Origin of the sequence: Ruminococcus albus AD2013 (genome assembly GCF_000526775.1) — a bacterium.
Classification (GTDB): domain Bacteria; phylum Bacillota; class Clostridia; order Oscillospirales; family Ruminococcaceae; genus Hominimerdicola; species Hominimerdicola alba_A.
Map to the genome: position 1 here is coordinate 114,830 of NZ_JAGS01000005.1, position 17,307 is coordinate 132,136.

Below are 17,307 nucleotides of genomic sequence, written 5' to 3' on the forward strand. Positions count from 1 at the left end.
TCTATATCAAATTCAAGTGAATAAATAGTCATATACCTTCAATAGGTATCAATGTAATCCAAGTACGTTTGCTGTGTGAAGCCTCACACGACTAAAGTCGCGTGCTTCCTATAGTATCCTATCGGACACTCCCACTTTAGGTGGGCGGACTACGTTCCTACCATACAGCCTGAACTCAGAAAATTATGCTGTTTGAGCAATAAATTCTGCATTCAGGTTAACTAAGGTAGAGAACGTGCAGGTGCTTCTCTTACTGCATTGAGGTACTTTTGCCTCAATGAGCAACCTTGAATTCTCATCCAAGGATTTTAATATTTCACGTATGAAATATCTTGCCCCGATATTATACGAAGCAGATAGATCACAGTTGTAGGTCTTGCCATTTTGAAATTTGCATAGCTCATAAGTATTGAAACCACCGAATTTACCACGAAGTACAAAACCACTGCCATCGTAGGCAAGGCGTGACGTATTCCATGCACAGATATGGCTTACTCTCATACCCAGTCTGTGAGCTTTATTCGTTACAATAGACTGAACTTCCTGACTGCGCCACAGCTTGAGCTTCTGCTTTTTAGAACCGCGGACCTTACCGTTCTTATCTAAATGCTCAAATACAATAACATCTGCATTATAAAGAACGGCTATATCTACGATGCAGTTCGCAGTTTTTATGGCAATGTTGTGATTGATGCCTTTGGCTTTTGCCCAAAGCCTTGGTGTTTTATAGTTACCATGCTGCTGAGCTTTTTTGATACGGTTAACACAATGCATAAGATGGTCTGTTTCTTTGGTAAGCTTACAAAAATGCCTTCCAAGAATAGTGCCATCTGAACGCATTACGGAAATCGTAGCGGCAGTGTTGATACCAAGATCTACAGCAACAATGGTCTGTTCATACACAGATATATCTGCAAGTTTGACCTTTTCCTCGAACGGAAAGTCCAAAAACCACTCCTTGCCTCGTTTTTGAAGTGTTGGAGCGCATTGCTTGCGAAAACTGCAATGTCTGTATATATAATCCATATCAGACTTTTTAAGGTTTATCGTAATCCAGTCCCATGTATTACGAATGTAGACTTTGATCTGGGCAGTATAATCACCGGTCTGATTGTACATTCCTGTACGATACATAGACGGGAATGAATAACCTGCTTTTGGATACGATGGTTCTCTGCCTACAGGATCTTTTATCCAATTGGCGAGATTGCTTTTGTAAGATGATACCTTGCCTATAGCCTCGTTAATAGCACCACGGCGCAGATAGCTTGGCATCTTATAGAATTTTGTATCAAAATCATAAATTGGATCGGGATTATCTTTTGTAGCATGGATCAGTGTTTCGATATATGTGAGTCTGTGCAGCTCTTTTAATGCAACTATGTTATCCCAATGATCCAGACAAACGCTGATAAGGTAATCTACAGCATGTCTGTATACGATAACAGTATCTTTAAAGATGTTGTTGTAATGCTTGATCTTAACGCTGTATGTCGTATATATCTGCATACTGCAGACTCCCTCTTTCTACTTGGTTTTTGAGAATTAATGTAATCTGTTACATGTTTATGTTTAAGACTTCTGTCGCTTACAGTTGCTACAAAATACGATGGATTCCATATATATTATAGCAGATTTATTTAAGAATAAAAAATTATATATACTTAAAAGCTTTGCTGTGATTGTGTCACGCGTGACACGCCTAATACCAGAAACAAGTGAATCATGGCTTTTATTCTTAATAGATGCCATTGAAATCCAATGCAGGGGAGTTCTAGTCCCCTTATTTACTGGCATAACCATTATTGGGGCAAATAAAATCTATGTGCGTGCGCTGTGTCACGTGTGACACAAACTAATCTAAAACGCAGAATCTCTGTTAGTTCCGATTTTGAATTAACGGATGAAATCCACTCAATTAACGGATAAAATCCACCCGAGAAATGTTCTTAGTCCCTGTGTATCAAGTGTGACACGCCTAATACCAGAAACAAGTGAATCATGGATTTTATTCTAAATAGATGTCATTGAAATCCAAAGCAGGGGAGTTCTAGTTCCCTTATTTACTGGCATAACCATTATTGGGAGAAATGAAATCTATGTGCTTACGCTGTGTCACGTGTGACACAAACTAATCTGAAACGCAGAATCTCTGTTAGTTTCGATTTTGAATTAACGGATGAAATCCACTCAATTAACGGATGAAATCCACCCGAGAAATGTTCTCAGGTCAAGTGTGTGAAGCCTCACACGACTAAAGTCGCGTGCTTCCTATAGTATCCTATCGGACACTCCCACTTTAGGTGGGCGGACTACGTTCCTACCATACAGCCTGAACTCAGAAAATTATGCTGTTTGAGCAATAAATTCTGCATTCAGGTTAACTAAGGTAGAGAACGTGCAGGTGCTTCTCTTACTGCATTGAGGTACTTTAGCCTCAATGAGCAACCTTGAATTCTCATCCAAGGATTTTAATATTTCACGTATGAAATATCTTGCCCCGATATTATACGAAGCAGATAGATCACAGTTGTAGGTCTTGCCATTTTGAAATTTGCATAGCTCATAGGTATTGAAACCACCGAATTTACCACGAAGTACAAAACCACTGCCATCGTAGGCAAGGCGTGACGTATTCCATGCACAGATATGGCTTACTCTCATACCTAGTCTGTGAGCTTTATTCGTTACAATAGACTGTACTTCCTGACTGCGCCACAGCTTGAGTTTCTGCTTTTTAGAACCGCGGACCTTACCGTTCTTGTCTAAATGCTCAAATACAATAACATCTGCATTATAAAGAACGGCTATATCTACGATGCAGGCAGCAGTTTTAGTGGCAATGTCGTGATTGATTCCTTTGGCTTTTGCCCAAAGCCTTGGTGTTTTATAGTTACCATGCTGCTGAGCTTTTTTGATACGGTTAACACAATGCATAAGATGGTCTGTTTCTTTGGGAAGCTTACAAAAATGCCTTCCAAGAATAGTGCCATCTGAACGCATTACGGAAACCGTAGCAGCGGTGTTTATTCCAAGGTCTACAGCAACAATGGTCTGTTCATACACAGATATATCTGCAAGTTTGACCTTTTCCTCAAACGGAAAGTCCAAAAACCACTCCTTGCCTCGTTTTTGAAGTGTTGGAGCGCATTGCTTGCGAAAACTGCAATGTCTGTATATATAATCCATATCAGACTTTTTAAGGTTTATCGTAATCCAGTCCCATGTATTACGAATGTAGACTTTGATCTGGGCAGTATAATCACCGGTCTGATTGTACATTCCTGTACGATACATAGACGGGAATGAATAACCTGCTTTTGGATACGATGGTTCTCTGCCTACAGGATCTTTTATCCAATTGGCGAGATTGCTTTTGTAAGATGATACCTTGCCGATAGCCTCGTTTATAGCACCACGACGCAGATAGCTTGGCATCTTATAGAATTTGGCATCAAAATCATAAATTGGATCGGGATTATCTTTTGTAGCATGGATCAGTGTTTCGATATATGTGAGTCTACTCACCCCTTTGAATGTAACAATGTTATCCCAATGATCCAGACAAACGCTGATAAGGTAATCTACAGCATGTCTGTATACGATAACGGTATCTTTAAAGATGTTGTTGTAATGCTTGATCTTAACGCTATAAGTCGTATATATCTGCATACTGCCGACTCCCTCCTTCTACTTAGTTCTTTGAGAATTAATGTAATCTGTTACCTGTTTAAGACTTCTGTCGCTTACAGTTGCTACAAAATACGATGGATTCCATATATATTATAGCAGATTTATTTAAGAATAAAAAATTATATATACTTAAAAGCTTTGCTGTGATTGTGTCACGCGTGACACGCCTAATACCAGAAACAAGTGAATCATGGCTTTTATTCTTAATAGATGCCATTGAAATCCAAAGCAGGGGAGTTCTAGTCCCCTTATTTACTGGCATAACCATTATTGGAACAAATGAAATCTATGTGCTTACGCTGTGTCACGTGTGACACAAACTAATCTGAAACGCAGAATCTCTGTTAGTTTCGATTTTGAATTAACGGATGAAATCCACTCAATTAACGGATAAAATCCACCCGAGAAATGTCCTCAGCCCCTGTGTATCAAGTGTGACACCCGTGACACAAATTAAAAAGGCTTCGTATCCTTATAAGGACAAAGGCGAAAATATACGGATAAGTTTTACACTTAGCTGACTTTTCTTTAAGGATTTTCCACTGTGTAGAAGCGGCAGGGAAGTTTTGCTAATAGATATTAAAATACTTGCCTTTTGTATTATAGTAGAAAATTCAGTTAAGTAAAATGAAAAATAAAAATAGAATTTATTTTGTGTCACGCGTGACACGAAACACTAAGACGGAAGACTATTTAAGATACGAAAAGGCAGCTAAGCTTTTACACTTAGCTGTCTTTTCTCAAAGGATGTATGATAATAAAGGCGCTGTTAAATTAGATTTCTTTCTTCTTGCCTATTGCAACGTATGTCAGAACTATAAGTCCTGCCACAGCACCTGCGCCGGCTGTCAAAGGAAGAGCAGTGTTTACATCAACGCTTGTCTTAGGAACCTTTTCATCCCTCAGCTTATCGTGAATGACCTGACCGCCTGTAGTGATCTCGAACCAGTGCTTTTCGTCATTGATAAGATAACCCTCGGGAGCATCAAACTCTTCGAAGTAGTACTTGCCATATCCGAGCTCTTCGATATTAATCTCGAAGGTCACAGAACCATCTGAACCTGTACGCTGTTCGGATACAACAGTACCGTCAGCTCTGCAGATCCTTATTCCTGTGTTAGGCAGGGTAGTGGATTCAGAAATATCAGTTTTAGTTATGGTAACAAGTGCAGGCTTTGGTCTGTTTGTCATATCAGCTCTTACTACGACACCATCCTCACGTATCTCAAATCTGTAGAGAGATTCATCGATGATGTAGCCCTCGGGAGCATCATACTCCTGGTAGTAGTACTCACCGTATTCAAGTTCCTTGAAGGTGATTTTTCCGTTTTCATCGGTGTAATCTTCAAAGATAACGTTCTTGTCCTTGTCGTAGATCCTGAAGCCTGTGTTGGGCAGTGCTTCAGATGATACGATATCTGTCTTTGTTATCTCTATATCACCACGCTTGATGTCATTGTAGAAGCCGGAAGCGAAATCACCGTCTGCATCTCTGTTTGTTACAACTGCGATATCGCCGTCATCTCTAATAGCTGCAGGGTAGTAACCATCATCAACATTGAAGCCCTCGGGAGCCGCTGCTTCATGTACGATATAATCGCCCAGTCTCAGATTTGACATTTCGTAGATACCGTCTGCAGTTTCGACAAGATTGCCAAGATATTCATCGACTTCATCTACAAATCCGTTAGAGTTAGTATCCTTCCATACATCAAATACTGCTCCTGAAAGAACATGGTCAGGGTATCTGGAATCGTACTTTGTAAGAGTTATCTTACCCTTCTTTTCTACCTCAAAGAATCCTTCTTTATTCTCTCTGTTATTGATATAAACAGTCTGTCCATCAGCTTCAACAACAGCTACATATTCATTAGGATCAATGATGTAATTCTCAGGTGCCGCTGTTTCCTTTACGATATACTGTCCCAGTCTGAGGCCTTCTATGTGGTAATTTCCGGTACCACGTGTAACTACCTCTCCGGCTTCTCCGTCAGGAGTATCCTCTTCGATCACTTCTTCTGTTGTTTCATAAAGAGTTCCCACTTCTGTATCGCCGTCATCAAGAGTACCGTTCTTGTTTTCATCTTTCCATACAGTGAATTCCGCACCGGAGATAGGTTCATTTGTATCAGAATCGACCTTGTTGAGCTCGATGTTGCCCTTGGCAGGTCTTTCCTTGAATACAACATTGCCGTTTTCGTCTGTAGTATTACCGATAGTCAGGTTCTGACCGTCCTCGGTGATTTCAAAAGCGATAGGTGCTCTGTATACAACATAACCGTAAGGAGCCTTTGTTTCTCTTACGAGATATTTACCGCCTTCGATCCTGTCGGAAACATACTCGCCGTTGTTGTTATCATTGAGCGTTCCAACCTTAACATCAGCTTCATCAAGCTGACCATTTTCGTTAGTATCATTCCACAGTTCAAAAGTTGCACCGGAAAGTCTTTCACCGTTTTCAGAATCGAGTTTCAGAAGAGAAACCTGACCGTAAATGCTTTCCTTATTATTTGCAAATGTTACTGTTGCAACCTCGGGCTTATCTGTCAGGCTGTATCCGCTGACATGAACGTTCTTAGGATCCTCTGCAGCGTAACCATCATTATATGCCTTTGAATTTTCTCTTACAGTTTCAGTCACAACATAATCCATACCATCTTCATCGGCAGGAATGTTTTTGATCTTCATTACTGTATCAGCTTCAGCACCGGAGTTGAATCTGAAGTTTGTTGCTTCACTTGCATTTGTAGTCGTTCCTGTAAAGGTATAGTCGCTTGAAGAAAGGCTATCCCAGCTTGCCTTAACATAGTATGTCTTACCATCTTCGCCTATTGTGGACAGGTTGAAGGAAATGGAAGTCATATATTCGGCTGCCTTTTCATCATCGATAATATTTCCGTTAATTTCCCACAGCTTAGTCAGCTCGATATCGCCGTAGCTTGCTACCTGATAATTGATCTCGCCTTCAACAGGGTCAATTCTCATTGCATCAAATGCAAGATCCTGGCAGTCTTCGTCAGAGCTGTTTCTTGCTTTTCTTGGATCAAAACTGTGATTATAGATTGTCCAAGTGTCTGCAGCATCATACTCATCAGTCCTTATAGGCGAAATAACAGTTTTGGAAGCTGTCGGTCTTTTCTCAGAACTTATGGTATATACTGTACCGTTTGTAGATATATTATCAGCACCCCACTGAGACTTGAGAGCTGTGCCAGTTGCATTTGCCCAGTTTCCTTTTGCACCCTTTATATCAACGCTACCGGTATACTTGTTGTCAGCAAAATCATACTGAAGAACAACTTTGTCTGCTGTAGATTTCAGACTGTTAGGAAAGTTATTATGAGTATCAGCCCAATTCTTCATGGACTTAACGATTTTATTGTATTCATCAACGATTCCCGTGCAGCTGCTGTTCTTGCTTATAACAGCACCTCCTGCAGTTGGCTTGTAGTAATCAAGGAGGCTTGAACTGGTAGAGATCGTTCTTCCGTTGGCATCCTTAGTAACGAGTTCCATAGTTTTAGAATCTCTGTATCCGCATACAAGTTCCCAGATGATAAACTGAGTTGCAATATAGCAGTCTGCAACACTCTTACTCTTTCCCTGGACTCTTCCGCCGTAGCCATAGTACATAGCTGCGGCTATTGCCTTTCCGGTCGGAGTATCTTTGACCTTATTCCAGTAACCTGTGTAGCCATTAGTAGATGTGTATTCGACGATCTTTCCGTCTGAATCAAAAAATCCGGCAGCAAAGGAGTGTGCTGTAGGTCTGAGGCAGATACCAAGATTGGAATTTGCCCCGGTACCCTTCATCTCATACATTACCATCTGGTGCATTCCACCGCCCTCAGTAAGTCCTATTGCCTCTGTAGTAGATCCGTTTGAATTACGGAACTTTACAGCGCCGCCATATGTTGCGTGCTCGCTTGGAGAATCATATGCAGTAAAGGGAAGTTTGGAGGTATAATTATAGTAAATACCATCAGCCTGCTCCAAAGTTACCTTTCCGTCCTTGAACCACAGTGAGCCTTCAGCCGCTGAACTGATAATCGGAACCATTGAATTGAACGCCATGAGTGTAGCCATTGTAGCAGCGGACATTCTTGCGATGAGCTTTTTTCTGTTTTTCTGCATAAAAAAATACATCCTTTCTTTTTTTTATGTAATTTAAAGAGTATGTTTTCCCTCTTGAAAACATCTGATTTTATTATATACGAAAATTACTAAAAATAAAAAAAAGGATTTTTTTAAAATAATTTTTTATGATAAAAAAACAGAGGAGAAAAATCTCCTCTGTAAAAAAATTCAATCATGCTGACATATAAATACGTTGTCGTGTCCGGGACCATGATAGTAATAATTAAAGTGAATGTACTGTGTATAATTATCATTTTCGGTATAATGATGACAGTCTATACTTTCATCTATTTCCTCGTAAAAATGGTCTATTATTTCAATGAAATCTTCGTAATACCAATCGATATTATTTTCATCAACACAAACTTCTCCACGATTATTTGTAAAAAAACTTGCGCTTCCAATACCAAATCCAAAGCTGCCTTTCCAATCAAGGCAATTTCCGTTCTCATCGAAAGAAACAAAATATTCGTTATTATCTTCGAACTTAATATTGGATAGATAGCCGTATTTATTATGAATGTGGTTCCAGCAGTCATCACAAATTATCTGCCAATCTCTATCTGTCATGCATCCCATATCAAAGTTGAAGTAAGCAAGTTCTACATCACTAAGATCATTTACCCAACTGAGATAATAATGGATATCATTTGCAAAGCCATCATAAGGCTTATTTGTATGAACCAGAGCTCCGCCTCTTAGTCTTGCATATTCTCTGGGGTCATATCCGTCTTCAGTAAGCTGAACAGGTTCAGGCTGAGGTGTAGGATCTGAAACAGTCTGGGGCTGGGGAGTGGTAGCAGGTTCAGGATTATAATTTACAACTGGCTGAGTATTATTGGAATTGCCTGTATTTCCGTTATTATTAGTGCTTCCTGAATTACTGTTATTTCCTCCTGAATTATTCTTCTGAGAAGTATTAGCATTACCGTTTCCGCCGGAGGAATTAGAATTTCCGGAAGACTTATTTGAGCTCTTAGAGCTTGACTTGGAAGAGGAATCAGACTTCTTGTTTGCAGCCTTAGAGGAGCTATTGTCCTTCTTAGAACTGCTTTCATTCTTGGAACTACTGTCTGTCTTGGAGCTGTCATCAGGCCTTGAAGAACTATTATCATCCATACGGGAAGAATCATCCTCGCAGGCAGAAGAAGAATCCATAGTATCTGTTACTACTTCATTCTCATCTTCCTTTTCTACAGCAGTAATTTCTGCAGAAGAATCGCTGATATTATCAGCATCCTTAACTTCAGTATTTCCGCAGGCGGTCATCATTATGATCATCGCACATGCTATCGCGCATATCATCTTATTAGTTTTCATAGTTGTTACCTCCGTATTTTTTATATAGTTGTTGTTTGGAATTATTTTCTGAATGGATGATTTTTTTCTTTTAAATCATTCAGAAAATTTTTGTTTCTATATATATTATATAATATTTTGAAGGATATAAAAAATTCTGTATAGTTAAAAAGTGTTTTTTCGATGAAATAAACTATATAAAAAAATTTTTTTTGCTTTTTTATATTATACCATACAGAAAAATCTAAGTGAAGCCTCACACGACTAAAGTCGCGTGCTTCCAATAGTGTCCTAGCGGACACGCCCACTTTAGGTGGGCGGACTACGTTTCTACCATACAGCCTGAACTCAGAAAATTATGCTGTTTGAGCAATAATTTCCGCATTCAGGTTAACTAAAGTAGAGAACGTGCAGGTGCTTCTCTTACTGCATTGAGGTACTTTAGCCTCAATGAGCAACCTTGAATTCTCATCCAAGGATTTTAATATTTCACGTATAAAGTATCTTGCCCCGATATTATACGAAGCAGATAGATCACAGTTGTAGGTCTTGCCATTTTGAAATTTGCATAGCTCATAGGTATTGAAACCACCGAATTTACCACGAAGTACAAAACCACTGCCATCGTAGGCAAGGTGTGACGTATTCCATGCACAGATATGGCTTACTCTCATACCCAGTCTGTGAACTTTATTCGTTACAATAGACTGTACTTCCTGACTGCGCCACAGCTTGAGCTTCTGCTTTTTAGAACCGCGGACCTTACCGTTCTTGTCTAAATGCTCAAATACAATAACATCTGCATTATAAAGAACGGCTATATCTACGATGCAGGCAGCAGTTTTAGTGGCAATGTCGTGATTGATTCCTTTGGCTTTTGCCCAAAGCCTTGGTGTTTTATAGTTACCATGCTGCTGAGCTTTTTTTATACGGTTAATGCTATGCATCAGATGGTCTGTTTCTTTGGGAAGCTTACAAAAATGCCTTCCAAGAATAGTGCCATCTGAACGCATTACGGAAATCGTAGCGGCAGTGTTGATACCAAGATCTACAGCAACAATGGTCTGTTCATACACAGATATATCTGCAAGTTTGACCTTTTCCTCGAACGGAAAGTCCAAAAACCACTCCTTGCCTCGTTTTTGAAGTGTTGGAGCGCATTGCTTGCGAAAACTGCAATGTCTGTATATATAATCCATATCTGACTTTTTAAGGTTTATTGTTATCCAATCCCATGTGTTTCGGATATAAACTTTGATCTGAGCAGTATAATCACCGGTCTGATTGTACATTACTGTACGATACATTGACGGAAATGTATATCCTGCTTTTGGGTTTGATGGTTCTCTGCCAACCTGATTTTTAATCCAGTTTGCGAGATTACTTTTGTAAGATGATACCTTGCCAATAGCATCGTTAATAGCACCACGACGCAGATAACTTGGCATCTTATAGAATTTGGCATCAAAATCATAAATTGGATTGGGATTATCTTTTGTAGCATGGATCAGTGTTTCAATATATGTGAGTCTATTCACATCTTTGAATGCAACTATGTTATCCCAATTATCAAGACATACTTTGATAAGGTAATCTACAGCATGTCTGTATACGATAACGGTATCTTTGAAAATGTTGTTGTAATGCTTGATCTTAACGCTGTAAGTCGTATATATCTGCATACTGCAGACTCCCTCCTTCTACTTGTTTTTTTTGAGAATTAATGTAATCTGTTACCTGTTTAAGACTTCTGTCGCTTACAGTTGCTACAAAATACGATGGTTTCCATATATATTTATTATAGTAGATTTTTTTAAGAATTTAAAATTTTATATACTTAGTCTCTCCTCATTAAGGCATAATTTCAAGAGCACCGCCGCAGGCCATATGACAGCTCGAAATTCAGCAAAAACTGAATAAGGCGCAAAAGCTTCGCCGCAAGACGGTCGATGTTCATTGCAATGATGCTGAGAACGATCGATGCTTTTGTTGTATCTTCTCTATTTGTAAGCAGCAGACCCAGACCGAATTTGCGTTTCGCGAGACTAAACTTCCGCTCCTCTTCAATTCGGTCGGTATTATCCTGATAGGCGATTTTCTTCTCAGCCTTGCTGTCTGCATCCTTCTTCGGCCTTCCGAGTTTCTTTCCGGAAAGCCGAATGCCGAGACTGCTGCAAAATGCAATGTTATCCCGATTGCGATAGATCTGATCTGCGAGCACACGCTCCGGATAATGTCCTGTGCGCTTCTTATAATTCTCGAGCGCAGTTTTCAAAACGGCACTCTCGTTGTAGGCATCGAAGGATAGCTTTTCAATTCTGCACATTCCGGTTTCATCCACAGACAGATCCAGCTTGGCACCGAACTCAACCGGAGATTTTGCTTTTCCTCTGACGATAGGTCGGATATATGGCTGGCTGATGCTGACGATTCTATTTTCAATGCGATGTGTATTGCTGACAAACATATGTTGCTGCTGCGAATAGACTGTCTCCAGAATGTCGAGTAAATATGCGTCAGATTCTGAAAGCACAACACCATTGTTTTTCAGCAGATTCGAGATATATCCAAGATCGCGGCGGATGTATTGCAGCTGCTTTTTGATTGCTTTTCTGATCTTTTTCGCACCGCGTTTTCTGCATTTTGCGAGAGCAAGATAATCCTTTCATGCCTTCTCACGGTACATTCTCGGTCTGTAGAAATTGTATTTATCACTGACCCGACAGATCATATCTTCCAGCTTTTCACGCGCTTCATTCAGCAGTTCAATATCCTGCGGATACTTGATGTTTTGCGGAGCACAAGTTGCATCAATGATCAATGTACCAGAAATCCCAGCGGTTTCCGTGTGATTCCGGACATCCTGCTCTCCGCCGCTGTTACCGTGATCATCATCGTCATCCTGATTGACCTGATCGTCTTTCAGTGTATTGTATTCGATGATCATTTCATTGATCTCGTTCAGCACCTCTTCAGACAGACGCTTGCGAATTTCAACAAGCAGAGACGGCACAAACGGAATCTTGTCTTCATATCCGGGCAGACCGATGAAATACTGATAGTACGGGTTTTCTCTGATCTGTTCGACCAGTTCCTCATCAGGATAGTGATATTGCTTCTGAATCAGCAGCGAACCGAGTGCCATGCGCAGGGGCTTTGCAGGCATACCGGTATGGCTCGGGAACAGCTTCGCATACTCAGCCTCGATCGTTTCCCACGGGATCATTGCTGCTTTCTTCACCCAGCGGTTATCCAGGTTCATTTGCAGTCCCAGCGGCTGATTGAAATCGGTAAATGAAATCTGCTTTTCTCTCTTGAACTTATACATGGCATCCTCCAAAGTGCAAGCTTTTTTCTCGTTTTCCGGCTTTTTCTTTGCACTTCTATTATACCATGTTTTATCGCTTTTGTCGATACTACGAGAGTTTTATTTGAATTGAGGAGAGACTACTTAAAAGTTGTTCTGTGTTTGTGTCACGCGTGACACAAACAGAATTCAATTTTTCTTTTTATGAGGTTTAAGAAGCAGAAAGACAGCTAATCTTACTCACTTAGCTGTCTTTCACTTAAGAATTATAGTATCTGACATTCTTAAGTGAGGCTTACAGTTTATAAGACGAAGTATATGATCAGGACTTCCTGTATTTGGTAGTTCTTACGATATGGTATTACAATGAATATACATACCCTCGACAATGCACAACAGAATGTCTAGAAATGCCGCCTAACTCATGACTAAAGTCACGAGCGTGCGGCGGCAAAATCGTCAAACGTTTTATTTGGAAAAACAAAAGGGGAGTCGTCTCTTTTTCTAAGACAACTCCCAAATATTCTCTTGAATATATTTGACTATTATCAATAATAAAATAAATCTGCTTAATAATTATTTTTGTATTTCAATTTCGAATTTTCCATCAACGATCTTCAGCTTTAATGTCTTCACGTATCTTGTACAGAAGTTTTCCATTTCTTTTTTCGTAGCAGTAATTCTTGTTTCTTCATAGATCTTCTTCGTTAGTTCCATTGGTTCTTCGCCCAGCAGGGTAGGAAAGTGGGTTTCCAATTCAGAAAACAAAACAGAACGCTTTAAATCTTCCGTTGCTGCAGAACAAAAATCGTCTATCGCACAATAATAGATCCCGTGCTGAGTAAGAGCATCTTTTATAGCAAAGCCACACTTGTCATACTCATACATTACAAGAAAATTCGCTTCGGGAAGACTTTCAATAAGACCGTAGAAATCCGAATCGCTTGATACTAAAATAAAAGAGGTTATATTGTTGTTGTAGAAATCCTTTACTATACAGGCAGTCATTCTTATATCTACAAGACTCTTTCTGTCTGTTATTCTATCTATTTCTATATGCTCGACAGGGATCTTGATAAATTTAGAAAGCCAGTCCCAGCCCGTTGTTGTATGCGGATCGTCATAAAGAGTTATTTTTTCTATTTTTGCCAATTCATCAGGTTCAAGTCCTTTTAATACGCTGTATAGCTTAAAAGGATCGGAATTTTCACAGTCTACAGCAATAGTGGTCTTTTCAGAATCATCAATGAAATTATAAATGTTATTTCTGGTATCATCATCAGCGTCCCTGTATTTTGTCTGATCGGTAAAAACATCCCCATTCATTTCATATAGAAATTTCAGAAATTTTCTGTCCGAATAAAGTATGCCTCCGCAATCCTTAGGCTCCCAGTAGATATATTTCTGGAAAGGATAATATTCAATATTAGCCATATATTTCGTGAATTCATCCCGCATTACGTTCGGCTTATTATATCTTGGTACTACAAATAATTTTTTGATATAGTCCCAGTTGATCCAGTCATAGAAAAGACTTTTACAATTATCTATATTATCATTGATAAGTTTAGTGAAATCCAGAATATATTTTTCAGAACGATAATTTGCCTTTATGATCTGTATTCCCCATTTATTTAATTGTTCGATCTCGCTGTTATCATACCATTCAAGAGACGTCAGGTTTTTTAAGCCATACACCATCGCGTCGTCTGTTCTCTTAAAATTCTGAAACAGAGTTGATCTGAGTTTGCTTAAGTATCTTATTATATTCGCTTCTTTGTTGTTATAAAGGAAATCAAGTTTTTCGGAACATTCTTCCCGGAAGCTTAATTCCAATGCTGATTTTTTTACCCCAATTAAATAAGCTATGGTCGTTACGATTTCTTTAGTATCTATCGCCGTAATTTTCCCTCCTATTTTTGCATCAGAAATTTTTATATTCTTATTATATCATAAAATTTAGGGAATCAAAAAAAATAGACTCGAAAAAATTAGCTCTTTTTGTATTTTGCAATCATGATGTGATCATCTCTTCCTGCTACATAATTATTTTTTATCCAACTTTTGTTCTTCTTTAAAAATCTGATTAATTGTTCCTCGTTGACCTCTATATTATTACGATTAAGACTGTTTTTTATTCTTTGTCTGAATTCTTCTATATATGAATTTTCAATGTAATTTACCAGGGCGCTTTGAATGGAAATTTGAGCAAGTATCCTGAATTTCTCATCATCTTTTGGAAGCTCTCTGTAAGGCTTCATTAGATCCAGATAGATATCTTTTTCCTCATTTGAGCATTGAGCGAGTTTGATCATAAGTTCCTTGATCGGAGCAGCGTATCCGATAAACGCCTTATTTAGTTTTTCTTCAAACAATTCTCTTGTATAAGGCATCATTTGTATTAATGTTTTCGGGAGTTTTATTTCTTCCAGAGGAATCAGTTCGTACTCGCCTTTTATTTTAGAACCTATAAACATTCCGGTACGCTGATGAAGCTCGGCAACACTATCTTCTTTGCGTTTTAAGACATTTTCTTTCTTTTTGATTTCTTCTTGTTTGACTTCAGCAAGTTTTGCAAGACGTTTCTTTTCTTCTTCTGCAGCTTCAAGCATTCTGCGTTCTAGTTCTTCCTGTTTCTTCCGTTGCTCTTCATTGTAGAGTTCATTGTCTTTTTCTATCTCTGTATTTTTCTGTTCGATTATTTTTTCTATATAAGGTATTTTGCCTGATTCGTTTACCGAAAAGGCAGATATAGGCATGGATTCATAGTGAAATTTTTGACGGTGGATCCTTGCTTTATAGATTGTTTTATACCTTACTGTTAGAGGATTCAACTCGTTTTCACTTTCGGTTTCGGACTCGCTTTCAGATGCGTACAATACTAAGTTTTGCCAATCATCCTGTAAAAGCATTGCATCCTTAGTGTACATATCTTCAAAAAAATCAATTGAGGAAGGTTCTCCTATGATAATCCAGAGATCAACAACACCCATTTCTTTGAATTTCTCATGCTGTTCTTTCATTTTAGTCTCCTTGAAAGACCTATTTATAAAATTTAAAGCAACAGTAGTTTTATTATCAAAGACGAAAGCTATATCTACCCATGTTCCGTCCTCAAGACGTTTATCTAGAAAAATCTCATATCCGGGAATAGTTTTATCTATCTCGTTATAAAACTTCTGCCTGATATCTTCGGAATATTTATGATCATTTGAGAATTTATCGTAGGTGCATTCGGAACTTTTCAAATGTCTGAAGTGCTTTGCCTTTTTCTCAGTATCTACGAACCTTACCTCAGCACCGCAGCCTTTACAATGAAGTTCACTGTTATCGCTTAATTTTCTCAAATGCAGTTTTTTATCAACTATTTCCTTATTATTGACAGAATTTTCAATGAAATCATCGAAATTCATTTCTTTGCCGTTATAAATGCAGGTAAGCATAATTATCCCTCCTGATTAGTATTTTATCCCTTTTACTCACCACTATCATCGGACGAAATATCCGGTATGTACGGCATTTTTCGCCTTGTTCTTTTGACAGCAAAAAACATCACTGCCACGAACAGTGCTGTCTCAACAGATAGTGCTATCGTTACAGCTGTTTTGCCCGCAGGATCGCCTTCGATAATGCTGAGTACATCGTCCAAATACTGCTGAGGCTCGGTTTCTTTCGGTATATCGCCGTAAAACAGAATAATGTATCCGCTTTTAGGGCTTGCCAGTACAAAGCCGAGACTTCCATCGTTTTCGGAAATGACCTCGGAATAGTATGCTTTGCTACCAAGGTAATCTGTCTGTATGAACTTTTTCAGCACTTCCTCTTTGTGTTTAGCACCTTTTTCGGTCTTGGGTTCTTTGATAAGACAATTCGAATCAGAATACAGTTCTTTTAGTTTTTTTGGAATCCGTACATATTTTTTATTGATACAGACTTCTTTGAATGTCGGGTCATCATACTCGAAAATACTGCCTCCGTATCTGAGCAAGGCGAAATTTGCTTCGTTTGAATAAAGATATGAGGCAAGCTTTATATATGTATCATAGCTGACTTTTCCTTCGGGTGCTTTCTTCTTCATATCGTATATCTGACGGCACAGACCAAAGTTTTGATCTGAATAATTGGAATACATCTTTTTATCAATAACGATCTCTTCTTTGCCTTTCTCCTTTATGGTCAGCGTTTCTTCCGGTATATCGTTGCCCCAGTCTCCCGGATATTCTTCGAGTGTTTGAATATCAATATTCGTACAAAGCAGATACTCGGTCTTTGACAGTTCATACTTTACATGATCGTCGGGTTTATCTGACAGATTGTTGTTGAATTCGAGATAATAGCGCCCGTCGTCCGTGTAAGCCGTCAGATCAATGTCATGGGTAGAATAACCTCCACTCGTATGAATGTTGAAATACTCTATCTTCGGTTCAAAACTGCTTAAATCGTACATATTATCTTCGATTCGGAAATACAGCATCATCGTCACCGATATCATGATAAGGTATATCAGCGGTAAGACAACGCATATGAATTTGAGTGCTTTGATATTAATTTTTGTTTGTTTCATAGTGTTCCGTTTCCTTTTTTTATTTATATTTGATTTTACAGTATTTTTTTTAGATTGTCAATGATATGAAAAAGTACCTCTGCCGAAACAGAGGTATTAGTATTATTTACTTTTTTGATCTCAATCGTTAATTTGCCGTTATTGTCTGTGAAATCACCCGGAATATCAAAGAGATGTTCACCGTATGATATTAATTGGTCGATCCATTCAGAAAATGCAGGTTCATTGATAGAAACTGGATTTTTTTCTTCATCGAAATTAAAAGGTTCTGTACCAGTGACATCCTCCCCCGACTAAAGGCGGGGGC

The 17,307-nt window shown here is 38.8% G+C and carries 10 protein-coding genes and 1 pseudogene; all 11 read right to left on the reverse strand.

What is annotated here, in order from left to right; translation table 11 throughout:
- Positions 1-183 precede the first annotated feature (183 nt).
- The 11 genes and pseudogenes from N773_RS0118045 to N773_RS0118085 all read right to left on the reverse strand — a co-directional run bounded on the left by N773_RS0118045 (position 184) and on the right by N773_RS0118085 (position 17,000).
- On the reverse strand, positions 184-1,509 hold the full coding sequence (locus N773_RS0118045; protein ID WP_024859046.1) for an IS200/IS605 family element transposase accessory protein TnpB: 1,326 nt from the start codon (positions 1,507-1,509) through the stop codon (positions 184-186).
- An 837-nt stretch (positions 1,510-2,346) separates the two neighbouring features.
- Positions 2,347-3,672 carry an IS200/IS605 family element transposase accessory protein TnpB gene (locus tag N773_RS0118050; RefSeq protein ID WP_024859047.1) on the reverse strand — a complete coding sequence of 442 codons (1,326 nt, stop codon included), beginning with the start codon at positions 3,670-3,672 and terminating at the stop codon, positions 2,347-2,349.
- Between the two features lie 18 nt (positions 3,673-3,690).
- The gene (locus tag N773_RS23560) at positions 3,691-3,780 is read right to left on the reverse strand and encodes a transposase (RefSeq protein ID WP_155250934.1); all 90 of its coding nucleotides are present in this window, start codon (positions 3,778-3,780) and stop codon (positions 3,691-3,693) included.
- 687 nt (positions 3,781-4,467) lie between these two features.
- Positions 4,468-7,827, reverse strand: a complete 3,360-nt coding sequence (locus N773_RS0118055; protein ID WP_024859048.1) for an MSCRAMM family protein — start codon at positions 7,825-7,827, stop codon at positions 4,468-4,470.
- A gap of 171 nt (positions 7,828-7,998) precedes the next feature.
- Entirely contained in the window at positions 7,999-9,150 is a 1,152-nt protein-coding gene (locus N773_RS0118060; protein ID WP_024859049.1) for a hypothetical protein, read from the reverse strand.
- Positions 9,151-9,485: 335 nt separating this feature from the next.
- Positions 9,486-10,811, reverse strand: coding sequence for an IS200/IS605 family element transposase accessory protein TnpB (locus tag N773_RS0118065; protein ID WP_024859050.1), 1,326 nt, complete (start codon positions 10,809-10,811; stop codon positions 9,486-9,488).
- On the reverse strand, positions 10,783-10,950 hold the full coding sequence (locus N773_RS22030) for a transposase (RefSeq protein WP_347495545.1): 168 nt from the start codon (positions 10,948-10,950) through the stop codon (positions 10,783-10,785). The genes N773_RS0118065 and N773_RS22030 overlap by 29 nt, the downstream gene beginning before the upstream one ends.
- 43 nt (positions 10,951-10,993) lie before the next feature.
- A pseudogene (locus N773_RS20675) lies at positions 10,994-12,457 on the reverse strand (IS5 family transposase).
- 555 nt (positions 12,458-13,012) lie between these two features.
- A complete protein-coding gene (locus tag N773_RS0118075) occupies positions 13,013-14,137 on the reverse strand; it encodes an NYN domain-containing protein (RefSeq protein ID WP_242840455.1) in 1,125 nt (374 codons plus the stop codon).
- Positions 14,138-14,427: 290 nt separating this feature from the next.
- On the reverse strand, positions 14,428-15,879 hold the full coding sequence (locus tag N773_RS0118080; RefSeq protein ID WP_024859052.1) for a hypothetical protein: 1,452 nt from the start codon (positions 15,877-15,879) through the stop codon (positions 14,428-14,430).
- Between the two features lie 32 nt (positions 15,880-15,911).
- Positions 15,912-17,000, reverse strand: a complete 1,089-nt coding sequence (locus N773_RS0118085; protein WP_024859053.1) for a hypothetical protein — start codon at positions 16,998-17,000, stop codon at positions 15,912-15,914.
- Positions 17,001-17,307: the final 307 nt, after the last annotated feature.

Coding starts and splice junctions, on each gene's coding strand:
- N773_RS0118045 (WP_024859046.1), bottom strand. CDS start 1,509: ATGCAGATATATACGACATACAGCGTTAAGATCAAGCATTACAACAAC.
- N773_RS0118050 (WP_024859047.1), bottom strand. CDS start 3,672: ATGCAGATATATACGACTTATAGCGTTAAGATCAAGCATTACAACAAC.
- N773_RS0118055 (WP_024859048.1), bottom strand. CDS start 7,827: ATGCAGAAAAACAGAAAAAAGCTCATCGCAAGAATGTCCGCTGCTACA.
- N773_RS0118060 (WP_024859049.1), bottom strand. CDS start 9,150: ATGAAAACTAATAAGATGATATGCGCGATAGCATGTGCGATGATCATA.
- N773_RS0118065 (WP_024859050.1), bottom strand. CDS start 10,811: ATGCAGATATATACGACTTACAGCGTTAAGATCAAGCATTACAACAAC.
- N773_RS0118075 (WP_242840455.1), bottom strand. CDS start 14,137: ATGGTGTATGGCTTAAAAAACCTGACGTCTCTTGAATGGTATGATAAC.
- N773_RS0118080 (WP_024859052.1), bottom strand. CDS start 15,879: ATGCTTACCTGCATTTATAACGGCAAAGAAATGAATTTCGATGATTTC.
- N773_RS0118085 (WP_024859053.1), bottom strand. CDS start 17,000: ATGAAACAAACAAAAATTAATATCAAAGCACTCAAATTCATATGCGTT.